The following is a 13,583-nucleotide window of genomic DNA, read 5'->3' as shown; positions in this document are numbered from 1 at the left end:
TTTAAAAAGTTAGTTTTAATGCAACGCCTAAGCTCCTTATACCAGGCGCTGCTCCCAGCTCCAGCCAGTCAGATGTTAATGCATTACCCCTGTTGGCGATCTCGGGATCTATAAAGAGATTGTCATCCGGCGTCCAGATCCAGAGATTCCTGCCAAAGAAGGTGATCTGCGCCTGATCTGCCCGTATTGCACGTGCATACTTTGATGGCAGGGCATAACTGAGCGTAACCTCGCGCAGCTTTAAGAAGTCTCTTTTGATAATGTTCTGGCCGTAAGCATAGGCCTTATTAGAAGAGATATACCAGTATGCGTTATAGTTAGCGTAATCGATCGGTGTAGTGTTCTCTACGTAACTGACCTTTCCGGAGCCGTCCACTATTTCGTTCACTGAATTGGGCACAATGAAAGGACGGCGGTCGTTATAGGTAGTGCGCCATGCATTGCCCACGAAGTTTGTCAGCTCCGAAGTATTGGAATACATAACACCGCCTTTACGGTAATCAAAATTAAATCCAAGCGACACGCCTTTATAGCTGAATGTATTTACCAAACCCATTACAAAATCGCGCTGGGTATCTCCATATCTTACATCACTGTCAGAATCTACATACAGGCCGTTGGTAGCGTTAATAATGGGCCTTCCATCCGGGCTTAGCTTCGGACCTATCCCTTCTATCACGCCGAGTGGCTGGCCTTTGATGGCTACAAATTTCATATCACGGAAGAAGGTAAGCTGATACCTTTCTACTCCTTCCGGCAGGTCGATCACTTCGTTCCTGTTTCGCGCAAAGGTGTAGGTAAAATCCCAGTTAAAGCCATCTCCGCGGAACGGGGCAACGTTCAGAGACAGCTCAATGCCTTTATTCTGTATTTCGCCAAAGTTAATAGTGCGTGTTTTATAACCGGAAGACGGCGCTATATCAATTGCGATGATCTGACTAGTGGATTTTCTGTTGTACCATGCAACATCAAGACCGATCCGGTTATCCCAGAACCGCAATTCAGTACCCAGCTCAAGCTCCTTAGTAAACTCAGGTTTCAGGTTATTGTTACCGATGCGGTTGCCTACAGAAAATGCGCTGACTCCGCCTACCGGGAAGATCAGGTTACCGAAACCGGTGATGATATCAGCAGGCACCAATACGCTGTTCAGCAGATATACCCCGGCGTCATTGCCTGTTTTACCATAACCTGCCCTGATCTTCGCGAAAGAAAGCCCTTTGGGATCTGTTTTCAGGAGATCCGTTAATACAAAGGATGCGTTTACACCAGGATAGAAGAAATTGTTTGCGTTAATAGGCAATGTAGAAGACCAGTCATTTCTTGCATTTAGGGTAAGAAACAGATAATTCCTATAATTCAGCGTTGCCTGGCCGTATAATCCGAACAACCTGCGCAAGGTCTCATCGGTGCTGGTCTTTGGCGGGTTAGACGAATTGCTCACATTGTAGTAACCGGGAATAGTGAGCCCTTCGATGCTGGAGAAATGTGTACGTGTACCTCTTTCATTGAAGTTGAAACCAATGGTGCCATCAATAGATAAATCATCATTGATCTTAGGAGACAGCAGCAACATAAGGTCGGTGTTATATTCCCTGGCATTAGGGCTGATTTCCCCTACGTAACCTATGTCGGCCTGCCGGATAGAACCCGCGGGGTTAGCACCGGCGTTCCAGCTGCCTACCTTCGGGGCATTGATGGCCTTCCAGTCTTTCAAACGGGCGTTTGTAACATCACCACCCACACGCCATAAGAGGTTTGCCCATGGAGTAAACTTATAGCTCATTTCAAAGTAACCGAAAACGCGATCGCTGTAGTACCTGTTCCCATTTTCGTAAATGGGGAAGTAGGGATTTTCGGCGTAAGGGGTAAAATAGTTGTCTACATCATAGAACTTGTTATGATAATCGCGGCCGTCGGTGATCACATGGTCGCGTGGAATCTGCATGATCTCCTGGAAGGGAGTGGCACCGCGTTCATCACCAAGGTCTGTTACATAACGGGATGTTCTCTTAATATAGTTCAGCGAAGCAGAAAGAGAGAAATTACCAAACTTGGTAGAAGCTCTCAGACCGATGTTATTACGGGTCAGATAATCGGCGGTTGTGGGTATTACTCCATCGCTGGTAACATTACCCAGGGAAAGCAGGAAAGTACTGGTTTCGTTACCGCCGCTGATAGCTACTGTATTATTGAATTCTGTACCAATATCATAAAAGTCCCTCATGTTGTTCTTTTCCGGAGAGAAGGGCTTCAGCAGCTGAGAGTTATCCACCACGGCGCCCCATAAACGTGGTTTGCCGTCCATGCGCGGGCCCCAGCTGCCATTTTCTTCGTAGGCGAAGTGACCACTCCAACCCTGACCAAAGGTATTCTGGAACTCAGGCAGTATGCCCACTTTAGAGAAAGTCGCGGCACTGTTTACTTCCACTTTTATTTTCCCGGATTTTCCTTTCTTGGTGGTAATCATCACCACACCGTTGGCTGCACGGGAACCATAGAGCGAAGTAGCGCCAGCACCTTTTAGTACCGTTACACTTTCTATATCATTGGGATTGAGATCGCTGATACCGTTGCCAAAGTCAAGACCATTACTGGTTGCATCCGGGTTTCTGTTGGCCAGCTGCTGGTTGGTAACAGGTGCGCCATCTACCACAAATAAAGGCTGTACGTTGCCGCTCAGTGAAGTATAACCGCGCAGCACAATTTTAGAAGAAGCACCGGGCTGTGAGTTCAGCGTGGAAATATCCGCACCTGCTACGCGGCCTTTCAAACCGTCCAGCGGACCGGTGGGAGACACCCGGGTGATCTCGTCATTCTTGAGTGCGGTGGCAGCATAACCTACAGAGCGTTTCTGACGTGCGATACCTAAGGCGCCTGTGATCACTACCTCGCTGAGGTTTTTTGTGTCCTGGTCCAAAGTAATATCCAGTGTGCTTTCCTGGCCCACCGGAACTTCTCTTGATGCAAAACCGATGTTCCTGACAATGAGTACGGGGTTAGTTCCTGAAACGTGTAATTTGAAATTTCCACCCTGATCAGATGTGGTACCTGTTGATGTGCCTTTTACCTGGACTGTTGCAAACGGTATGGGGACTCCGTCACGTCCAGTTATCCTCCCCGAAACCTGACGCTCTTGGGCGTACGCCAGGCTAAACATTACCATAAGCATGGTAAAAACGAGTAGCGCTTGTTTCATAAGCGAGAAGAAGATTTTGGTTGATGAAAATTGTTAACAATAATAATTTACGTAAAAAAAAGCAGATCGGTATTATAAAAAGATAAAATAGTATCATATAACTTCAAGTAAGTCATAATATAACAGATAATGGGTATGTGTTATAGAACTAAAATGCAATACTGATGCGGGTGTAAATCATTAACATAAGATTAACTTTTAGGGAATAATATTTTTTTCGGAGCTTATTTGAGAATAGCATAAAAAAAAGACTGCTGCCGTATGGCAGACAGTCTTATTCTTATCATGTAGGGTTATTTTAATAAATTACCTCACTGTACATCCCACCATACCCGCCTGAGCATAGTAGTATTTTTAGGAGCATTGGTATTATAACGCTGCTCACTGCTCGGGTATAATAATGAACGCGGCAGCTGACCTCCTAAAGTATTTCCCTGCGGTGCTTTTAATACCGGGATGCCTGTCCTCCGCCAATCCGTCCAGGTTTCAGGACTCAAGAAGAGCGCTATATATTTCTGCGTCATGATATCGTTCAAAGTAATGTTGGCAGCAGTTCTGGATACCTCCTGCAAATAAGCATCGCTGCCAACTGTTCTTGACAGATTGGCGCTTACTGCTTCATTATAGGCTACGGCAGCGGCAGTCTTGTTATTATTCCTGAACTGCAGCTCTGCTTCTATGAACTTCAATTCATCATATGACATGAAGTAGACGGCAGTATTTGACGCGCCGTACAGGTTGCCCAGCAATGTGCTGTCTGAAGGATCGTAATATACAGCGTAGCGTGGATCTTTGGCTTTATACAGCAGATCGTTGAGATAACCGTTAAAAGCAATATCCCCGCGTTGCGTATTGAACTGATACCAGGGCGCCTGTGTAGTAGTAGCACTGGTGCCTACGAATTTCACAAAGGCGCCGTCGCCGTCTTCAAATCCTTGGGGGATCTCGTTCAATGCGGGTTGTATAACGCCGGGGCTCACTTTTACCAGGTGCAGATAGAACTTGGCCTTTAATGCATGTGCAAAGCGCACCCACAGATCAAGGTTACCGCCAAACATCAGGTCATCCTGTGTACCGGGCTGGAAGGGGCTGCCATCATCAGTTGTCAGCGATGTAATGGCCTCATCCAGCAGTTTCTGCAAAGTATCATATACCTGTTGCTGTGAATCATATTTGGGTTGGGTGTTTGCCAGCCCCTGGAAAGCCTGGGTATAAGGCACATCGCCCCAAAGATCTGTTACCTCTCCGAGGTTGCTTGCCATCAGGATCTTTCCTACTGCCGCATAGTGCAGTTGTTGCTGAGCCGTGGCCGTATCTATCATGGCTTTTATATCGTTCATGATAGCGCCGTAAAAGCCTGCGTACCACATGTTGTCTACATCATCGGGTGTAACGGTGTATAAGGAATGGTTATAGGCCTGGTTAGCAATACCGGTGCTCTGCTGCATGAACAGTGATGCAAAACGGGATGCATCCCCGCCCCATATATAGGCGCTTTTTAAGATAGCGCCGGGCAGAATAGCAGAAGGCGCCGGATTCTTTAGCTGTGAAGGATCATCGTTGATCCCCGTGTAGAAGTATGATTTCTTACACGCACTGAAGCAGAGCAGCATTAGCAGCGCGGGTAGTATATATCTGGAATACCGTATCATGGTCGTGATTTTTAATATTAAAACCTGGCTTTTACATTCAGCCCATAGCTAGCGGTGCCGGGCATGTTGAAATAATCAATGCCCTGTGCATTGGTGGCGCCTGTAAGACTGGTTTCCGGGTCTATACCGTTATAGGGCGTCCACAAAATGATGTTACGCGCAAATGCAGCCACCGTGATGCCTTTGATAAAATGTGAGTTGGCAAAAATAGAAGAGCTGAGATCGTATGATAAACTGATCTCCCGCAGCTTTACAAAAGAGGCGTCATCTATAAATGTTTCTGTCTGTCCGCCAAAGCCGCCGCCGTTGCCCAGGTACCATGCTTCATCCAGTGCAGCTTTCACATTGTTGGTGGGGCCTGCGCCTGCTTTTTCGCCACCTCCTTCATAATGCACGATATTACCCTGTGCATCCAGGTGTCCCAGCACACCAGGGAAAACCGTTTGCTGTCCCCTGTTCAGCGTTACGGCGGAAGTGCCTATCGCCATGAGCGAGCCGCGGGTACCATTCCACATGTCTCCGCCGTGCTTCCAGTCAACCAGCGCATACAGTGAAAAGCCTTTGTAGGTAAACGTATTACCTACACCCAGCAGGAACTTTGGATTAGGATTACCAATGCGGGTCTGATCAGGCGATACAATGGGGTAACCGTAGTTACTATTGGGATCATCACTGATCACCATCCTGCCCTGGCTATCCCTCAGGAACGGATACCCGTAGATAATACCGGCAGGTTGGCCAGGCAGATGCGCAATCACTGATCCGGTAAAGCCGTTCACCGTTATCTGGTTAATACCCGGCGCCAGCGCCAATACCTTGCTGCGGTTCATGCTATAATTCACATTCACATCCCAGGTGAACTGCTTGGTGTCTATCGGCCGTCCCGTTAAAGTCACTTCCACACCCTGGTTTCTGATGGAGCCTGCGTTCAGCGTTACATACTGGTAACCTGTAGAACCGGCAATGGGAGATTGCACCAGCAGGTTGGTTCCTTTGGAGTAATAGTAGGTAGCGTCCAACCCGATCCTGTTTTTAAAGAACTGCAGCTGTGCGCCCACTTCATAAGAATTGGTTTTTTCAGGTTTCAGATTGGGATTACCCAATACATTGTTCAGGCTGAATCCCCCGGTGCCGTTATAAGGAAAGGAAATGCCGGAAGTAAACCCATCGCCGCTGTAGGTGGTCGCGGTGTAGTAAGACCTGATATTAAAGGGACCAGGATCTTTACCTACCTGCGCTGCAGAAAGCCTGAGCTTACCAAAGGTCAGCACATCGTTCTTCAGGCCGTCCAGCTCTGTGAACACAAAGCCCAGGCTTGCGGAAGGATAAAAGAAGGAGTTATGATCCTTCGGCAGGGTAGAGGACCAGTCATTACGGCCGGTCAGCTCCAGGAACAACATAGACCTGTAGTCCAGGTTAATATCAAAATAGCCGGAAACCCTGCGGTAAGGCGTTACAAAGTTGGCCGACTTTAAAGCAGTAGCATTATAGATGTTATTGAATCCCGGTGATGTTAAGCCGTCGCCCTGGGTATACAATTCATCCAGCTTACGTGAATAATAGTTATTACCCACTTTTGCATCCAGCCTGAAATCTTTTGACAACTGCTTCGCATAAGTAAGGATAGCGTCTGAGTTTACGCTTTTATAGGTATAACGGTCATCGAAGATACGGCCGCCCGGGTATGCGCCGGATTGGATCTCGTAATATTGATGGCGGTTATCACTGTAAACATCCGTTCCTATGCGATAGGTGAATGTGAAGTCTTTCAGGAAGTTGTAGTCCAGCTGTACATTCCCGATCAACCGGTTCACATTCGTAGTATAGGGATTCTTATTGATGGTCCAATAGGGATTGTCATATGCTGTGGTGCGGTAGGACCTTTGCAGGCCGTCAGGCATCAGGTATGCCTTAGGATCGTCGGCTTTTGCAGCGCCGTTTGAGTTGTCAAAAGAAATAGGCGTTCGGGTTAGTCCGAGCATGATACCGGAAAGGTTACTGCCGTTCTGCGGCATATCGCCTCCGTCTGTAGTATAATTAATACTGCTGGACACTTTTACATGCTCGGAAACTTTCAGCTGGCCGGAGAAAGCGACAGTGGTACGCTGATAGCTTTGCAGCGGCACGATGGAGTTCTGATACAAATGAGATACAGACATCCTGTAAGTAGCGGCATCATTGCCTCCCATGAAAGAAAGTGAATTATTAAAGGTAGAGCCGGTACGGAAGAAATTCTTCATGTTATCGTATGGCTTGAAGGGGATTTTAGCCCTCGGATCTGACTTGCCTACAATATCGCCGTGTACATCGTAAGCATTGGGAACGCCTGTCCAGAAAAGCGTATCTGCTTTAGCACCCCATGAATAGCGGTTAGTGGAACTGTAGGGAGCAATCTCACCGCCGCTTCCCTTTACATATTCATCCTGCAGTTTGGGCAGGCGGTTCACTGCATCAAAAGCAACACCACTGCTGAAATCTACCTGTATCCGGCCAGCCTTTCCTTTCTTCGTGGTAATGATCACCGCGCCGTTAGCAGCGTCTATACCGTATAGAGCAGCTGCGGCAGGACCTTTCAGGATAGAGATGCTTTCAATATCTTCCGGGTTGATGTCTGCTCCGCGGTTAGTATTGGTAGCGCCTTGCAGCAGGTTGTTGGTGGCATCTGAAGGATCGCCCGAGTAGTTCTGGGAGTTATCCACCGGGATACCATCAATTACAAACAGGGGTTGGTTATTGCCAGTGAGGGAATTGGTGCCTCTCAATTTGATGTAGGTAGCTGCCCCCGGCGTACCTGAAGAAGCAGTTATCTGCACGCCAGCCACCTTGCCCGATAAACCCCTCAGGGCGTCGCTCTGGCCAGCTTTTGTAAGCTCATCCCCTTTTACATCCTGCACGGCGTAGCCCAGCGCTTTTTTAGACCGCTGTATCCCTAAGCCTGTGACCACCACCTCCTGCAGGTTGGTTTCATCAGATTTAAGCGTGATCTCCACGTAGCTATTACTGCCTGCCGGTATTTCTTTACTGGCATAGCCTACACTGCGGATGACCAGGACCGCATCATTTCCGGGGATATTTAATTTGAAATTTCCGTTTTCATCGGCAGCGGCACCGGTGGAAGTGCCTTTTACCTGGATGGTGGCAAAGGGTACGGGTTTGCCATCGCCCCCCGTTATTTTACCCGTGATCTGGCGCTGTTGCGCGCGCACGAGGGAAGTCACCGCCAATAGAATAGCGATGAGCAGTACGTGACGTCTCATAAGCATGGTTTTGATTGAGTTGTTTTTCCGTTTAACAGGGGAAAATTACGCTGAAAGCGGAAGATGGGGAATTAAAATCAGCTTAAAAAAGAAGAGGGCGCCTCGCTTTGAGAACGCCCTCTTTGTGTTTATATAAACAACTATTTTATTAGTCTTTCACATCCCACCACATCTTCGTTGTTACTGTTTGTAAGCCAGGGAAATTGCCATTCCTGGTAATTTCCGTATTGGGATACAGCATACGCTGCGGGTATAATCCGTTGCCCAGTACTGATGCTTCAGACCTAACAAAGAAAGTAGGATAACCGGTGCGGCGCCATTCCGTCCATGCTTCAAAGCCCTGGTTACCGCACATAGCGAAGTACTTCTGTGTGATAATGGCGTTGATCTGTTGCTCAGCACCTGCAGGCCATGCTGCCACAATATTTGTAATATAGGTACCTGGCTCAATGTCATAGGAAGTGAAGCTGGCAGTGATACCTTCCTGGTATAATGTTCTTGCATCACCTGTCAGAAAGCCGCGAACAACTGCTTCCGCCTGCAGGAAATAGCTTTCAGCAGCGGAGATAAATTTCACCGGAGCTAAAGCAGACAGCGGATCGCTGGCCCTTGCGCCTACTACATAAGAAGGAGTAGAGATGGTAACAGAGGGCGTTGTATTAAAGCTACCCTGCGGGATAGGCGTTATAAGACCGCTGGCAGGTATTTTTCTGTAAAACACGCTAACACGCGGGTCATTCAGCGCTTTCATCTGATTTACAGCGGTAGCGCTGGCCACGAGGTTCTGTGTTCCACCTAAGCCGATCATTTCAGCATTCAGGGGATTCTGGTTGCCGCCTGTCTGGCTGTAAGAGATCTTCGCGTCTTCTGTCAGAAAAGGCTTACCCTGCAATGCCTGGATACCGGCTTTTGCCTTTGCCTGATCTTTTAAAGCGATACGCAGGTAGGCACGCAGTTTCAGCGTGTTGGCGAATGCTGTCCACTGATCCATATCACCGCCGAAGATCAGATCTTCAGCGCCGGGAAGAAAAGCGGAAGCATTATCGATCAACGCCTGGCCCTGGTCTATGTAGCTGAAGATACTATCATATATTTTCTGCTGGGCATCGTAATGGGGGCTCAGGTTCTGGTCTCCCAGCCCGGCTTCCGTTAATGGCGCATCACCGAATGCATCCGTGATAACCTGCAGATCGTATGCTTTGAGGATATAAGCGATAGCAGCGTATTGCTTGTATTTTTCCTGCCCTTTGTAGCCGATGATGATCTGCAGATCTTCAAACGCGTCATTGTACAGGATACCCCAGGGCCTGTCAAAATCGTTAGAAGCAGGCTGGTACTGATCGATAGACTTATACTGGGAAGAGTATGGAGATTGTGTCCAGTACTGGCCCCATATACTGCCATAGATCTGGAAATGGTTGCCCAGTACATGCCCGATGGCAGCTTGTGCAGACGGCAGGATCAAGGGTACGTCCACCTGTTCCGGCAGGTTGGGATTATCATTTACATCCAGGAACTTTTTACATCCTGATGTAGACAATACCAGCACTGCCAGCGTAGCGGCTACGGACTTTGCTATATATCTTTTACTTGTCAATTTCATGTTAGATGATCTTTAACTTTTAAAACTTAGAAAGTAACTCTCAGGTTCACACCATAGTTCCTCAGTGAGGGTTGTGCAGTAAAATCAAAACCCTGCTCGTTAGTAGCACCGCCTGAGTTTACTTCAGGATCTGCATACACGTTTTCTTTAGCAGTCCACAGGGCCAGGTTGTTACCGAATATACCGATGGAAGCTTCGCCGAACGGAGTTCTGTTCAGCAGGTACTTCGGTATACGGTAGCTCAGGCTCAGTTCACGCAGCCTGATATAAGAACCATCAATTACATGCATACCAGAAGGTATCTTGCTAGTAAACCAGTCTTGCGGATCATAGGTCAGAGAAGTGTTCTCTGTATATTTACCCGGTTCAGTTTCTATAACAGAGTTAGCCCATACGCGGGGATCACGGCCACCCACCACAGTTTCAGGAGCTATACCCACAAAGTCCATCAGGTCTTTGGTACGGGAGTAGAATTTATTACCCTGCTTAGTATCGAAGAGAATGCCGAAACTGAAACCTTTGTAGCTCATATTAGCACCCCATGACGCCTGCCACTTGGGAAGATAAGAACCCAGGTATTGCGCCCGGTCTGTCAGCTCAGGCATACCATCTGCTGCACTCACCACTACACGTCCCTGCGGGTCACGTTTGATCGTCTGGCCAAAGAAAGTACCGTAAGGCTGACCTTTGGCAGCTACTATGGTTAAAGCGCTGATCCCACCAACAGTTACCTGGTCTACACCACCGGCTATATCCACCACTTCATTTTTGTTCTTTGTGTAAGTGCCATACAGTTCCAGCGTAAACCCGGAAGCCGTACGGATGGGTGTACCACGCAGACCTAGTTCCACACCGTTATTTTCTACAACACCGGTATTCAGCACCTTGGAGGAATAACCGGTGCCAGGTGCGATAGGCACTGGCAGAATCTGGTCTTTAGATTTGTTCCTGTAATAGGAGAAGTCTACAGACCCGCGGTTATCGAAGAAATTCAGCTCTGCACCTACTTCAAATGCCGTAGTGATCTCAGGCTTCAGGTCGGGGTTGCCAATCCGGTTACCTCTTGTAAAGCCAGGTATATCGTTCAGCGGGAAGGTAGTATTGCCAAAGCCGCCTGCAATGTCCGTCTTCTCGTAGTAAGTACGCAGGAAATACGCAGGCGCGTCGTTACCTACCTGCGCCCAGCTGGCGCGTAACTTACCATAGCTTAAGATGTTGCTGAGGGAGGTTCCCTGCAGTAATTCACTGAATACAAACGATCCGTTTACGCTCGGATAGAAGAAAGATCTGCTTTCCGGAGGTAATGTCGAAGACCAGTCGTTACGGGCAGTAAAACCAAGGTATAACATGTGCTTGTAATCCAGGTTCACTTCACCGTAGACGCCTACCAGTCTTCTGGTTTCACGTTCATTAAAGCTGTACACCGGGCCGTTACTGTTATCCAGGGCGTACCATCCAGGTACCACCAGACCGGCTGAACGATTGGTTTGTGTCACCAGCGTATTGAATACACGCTGACGCACGTTATGGCCCACCATTACTGAAAAACCAAAGTCAGGATTAACCTGCTTCTTGGCAGTTATCATCACGTCATTTGTGATCTCACTAAGTGTATAGTCTTCTTCGCCATATTTACCCACGCTCTGATGCACGTTGTCTTCAGAATAGAAGTCGCCGAGATCATCAGCCGGTATTACTGAGAACTTAGGATACTTGTATCTGCGGCGGTCTGAATAAACGTCAGCACCTAATCTTTCTACTACATCCAGCCATTCCAGTGGCTTATAGCCAACGGTGAAGTTACCGGTAACGCGGTCCACGTCGTTCAGGTTACGGTAGTTCTTCAGGATAAAATACGGGCTAATGGTGTAAGCTCCATAATAACCGTACCGCTCAACGCCATTAGCGTCAAATATGCCGCCCATGCTATAATAGGGGTTGTTCAGGTCGCTCATTTTATCAAGAGGAATATCCCTCGGGGTCTGGATCACGTTGTCATATACGGAGCCTTCCCCCTGGCCGCCCTGTACCAGGTCGCTATTGATCTTGTTATAGTTGATCGATATGCTGGTAGTAATCTTATTGGTGAGCTGAGCGCTACCGTTAAAACGCACACCATATTTGTTATACTTGTCATAATTGCCGGGCATCACTCCATCAGAGTTCAGGCTCGTCAATGACAGGTAGTACGTCGTTCTGTCGCCTGTGCCTGACAGTGATACATTATTATTGAAGGCTGCGCCTGTACCGAAGAAATTCTTTACGTTATCTTTCTGCGCAACATAAGCCTTTTTCTGACGAACGCCGTTGATAGACTGTCCCCACTCTTTTTCGGTACCGTCAAATTTAGGGCCCCAGCTGAAGTTTTCGCGAGGATCTGCCTCCTGGTAACCTCCCTGACCGTAGTCATTCTGGAAGTCTGGCAGTTTCAGCACATTGGAAAAAGTAACAGAACTGTTAAAAGTAACTTCATTCTTTTTACCAGCCCCTTTCTTACCGGTCTTCGTGGTGATGATCAAGGCGCCGTTAGAGGCACGGGAACCATACAGCGCTGCTGCTGCCGGGCCTTTCAGTACGGTAATTGACTCGATGTCTTCCGGGTTGATATCGTTACCACGGTTACCAAAGTCAATACTGCTGCGGCTGTCATCACCGCCTATGATACTGGAGTTATCAATGGGCACACCATCCACCACCATCAGCGCCTGGTTGTTGCCGCTGATAGAAGAACCACCACGGATCACCACCCTGGAAGAACTTCCCGGCGCACCTGCGGTGCTGGAAATGTTCACACCCGCTACCTTACCGGCCAATGCGTTCAGCGGGCTGGTTACCTGTGCTTTGGTTAATTCCTCGGTTTTGATCACTGGTGCTGAATAACCCAGCGAGCTTTTATCCCTGCGGATCGCGTTCGCTGTTACCACCGTTTCTGTAAGACTCCTGACATCCTGCTGTAATACTACATTTACTGAGTTAGATCCTTTCAGGGTTACTTCTTGTTCTTTCATTCCTACTGAGCGAATCACCAGCGTGGTCGCTCCGTCCGGAACTTGTAGGGTGTACTCACCATCGGGGTTAGTGACTGCTCCCGTAGAGGTGCCTTTTACCACTACAGCGGCACCTATTACCGGTTGACCATCATCTGCTGATGTGACCCTGCCTTTGATGGTGCGGCTTTGTGCGAAAGCCTGACCGGCAAGGAACAACACACCCAGCAGAAGAAATAGAACTTTCCTCATAAGCTTTGTTTAGTTTTTTGTGTTGATTTTATTGTGCGAATAAAAAAGCCGATAAATAAAATTGAGTCCCCAGGACGCCCGGAAGCGCCATTTCCTACATCAATCAATGTCCAATAATCTTCTTTTTAGTCTGCTTAGCGGAGAGATGTACAGTGTCTTAATGCATGTGTATCAGTTCGCATACTGTTGAGTGTATCATTTCCTTAAGCAAATTTCCGTCTTCTTAATCTTAACGATATTTTAACCTTTCAAAATTAAGCCTATTAAGAAGACGATCGTTTGTTATAACATTTAAATACCTGGGTTCAAGATAAGAATTAACAATGCTTTAACAGATTATTTTGATTTATTATGTTTAAATAGGTACAGTACAATATTAGATTACATTTTACCTACAAGATAATTTAACAACGTTATTTTATCTAGCTCTAAAAATCACAGAAAAAAATCAAGCAAGCGGTAGGAATACCGCCTGCGCTCATCAACCAAAATCTAAATCTAGATAATCCAGATTTATGATAGAAAATTTAATATGTTTCTCGACAGGAATCCCGTGTTGCTTCAATTCCGGGTTCACCACCTGGTGTTTCTCAGCAATCGTACATGACCTGTCTTCAAAAAAAGCTAAGCTTG

General features: G+C 47.5%; 5 protein-coding genes. All 5 read right to left on the bottom strand.

Going from position 1 to position 13,583, the window contains the following annotated elements; translation table 11 throughout:
- Window position 1: 1 nt before the first annotated feature.
- The 5 genes from ACR9Y8_RS19245 to ACR9Y8_RS19225 all read right to left on the bottom strand — a co-directional run bounded on the left by ACR9Y8_RS19245 (window position 2) and on the right by ACR9Y8_RS19225 (window position 12,950).
- On the bottom strand, window positions 2-3,160 hold the full coding sequence (locus tag ACR9Y8_RS19245) for a SusC/RagA family TonB-linked outer membrane protein (RefSeq protein WP_481216236.1): 3,159 nt from the start codon (window positions 3,158-3,160) through the stop codon (window positions 2-4).
- A 350-nt stretch (window positions 3,161-3,510) separates the two neighbouring features.
- Window positions 3,511-4,851 carry a SusD/RagB family nutrient-binding outer membrane lipoprotein gene (locus tag ACR9Y8_RS19240; protein WP_481214875.1) on the bottom strand — a complete coding sequence of 447 codons (1,341 nt, stop codon included), beginning with the start codon at window positions 4,849-4,851 and terminating at the stop codon, window positions 3,511-3,513.
- Between the two features lie 17 nt (window positions 4,852-4,868).
- Window positions 4,869-8,108 carry a SusC/RagA family TonB-linked outer membrane protein gene (locus ACR9Y8_RS19235; protein WP_481214874.1) on the bottom strand — a complete coding sequence of 1,080 codons (3,240 nt, stop codon included), beginning with the start codon at window positions 8,106-8,108 and terminating at the stop codon, window positions 4,869-4,871.
- A 148-nt stretch (window positions 8,109-8,256) separates the two neighbouring features.
- Complete coding sequence (locus tag ACR9Y8_RS19230) at window positions 8,257-9,711, bottom strand: SusD/RagB family nutrient-binding outer membrane lipoprotein (RefSeq protein ID WP_481214873.1); 1,455 nt, start codon at window positions 9,709-9,711, stop codon at window positions 8,257-8,259.
- 26 nt (window positions 9,712-9,737) lie between these two features.
- A complete protein-coding gene (locus ACR9Y8_RS19225; protein WP_481214872.1) occupies window positions 9,738-12,950 on the bottom strand; it encodes a SusC/RagA family TonB-linked outer membrane protein in 3,213 nt (1,070 codons plus the stop codon).
- Between the last annotated feature and the right edge of the window lie 633 nt (window positions 12,951-13,583).

This window comes from Chitinophaga sp. SVR4-12A (genome assembly GCF_056754765.1).
The sequence above is the reverse complement of the archived record's forward strand: the minus strand, read 5'-3'. Positions and strand labels throughout refer to the sequence as shown.

What these genes read in the sequence shown, in the direction of transcription:
- ACR9Y8_RS19245 (WP_481216236.1), bottom strand. Translation starts at nt 3,160, where the DNA reads ATGTTTAGCCTGGCGTACGCCCAAGAGCGTCAGGTTTCGGGGAGGATA.
- ACR9Y8_RS19240 (WP_481214875.1), bottom strand. Translation starts at nt 4,851, where the DNA reads ATGATACGGTATTCCAGATATATACTACCCGCGCTGCTAATGCTGCTC.
- ACR9Y8_RS19235 (WP_481214874.1), bottom strand. Translation starts at nt 8,108, where the DNA reads ATGAGACGTCACGTACTGCTCATCGCTATTCTATTGGCGGTGACTTCC.
- ACR9Y8_RS19230 (WP_481214873.1), bottom strand. Translation starts at nt 9,711, where the DNA reads ATGAAATTGACAAGTAAAAGATATATAGCAAAGTCCGTAGCCGCTACG.
- ACR9Y8_RS19225 (WP_481214872.1), bottom strand. Translation starts at nt 12,950, where the DNA reads ATGAGGAAAGTTCTATTTCTTCTGCTGGGTGTGTTGTTCCTTGCCGGT.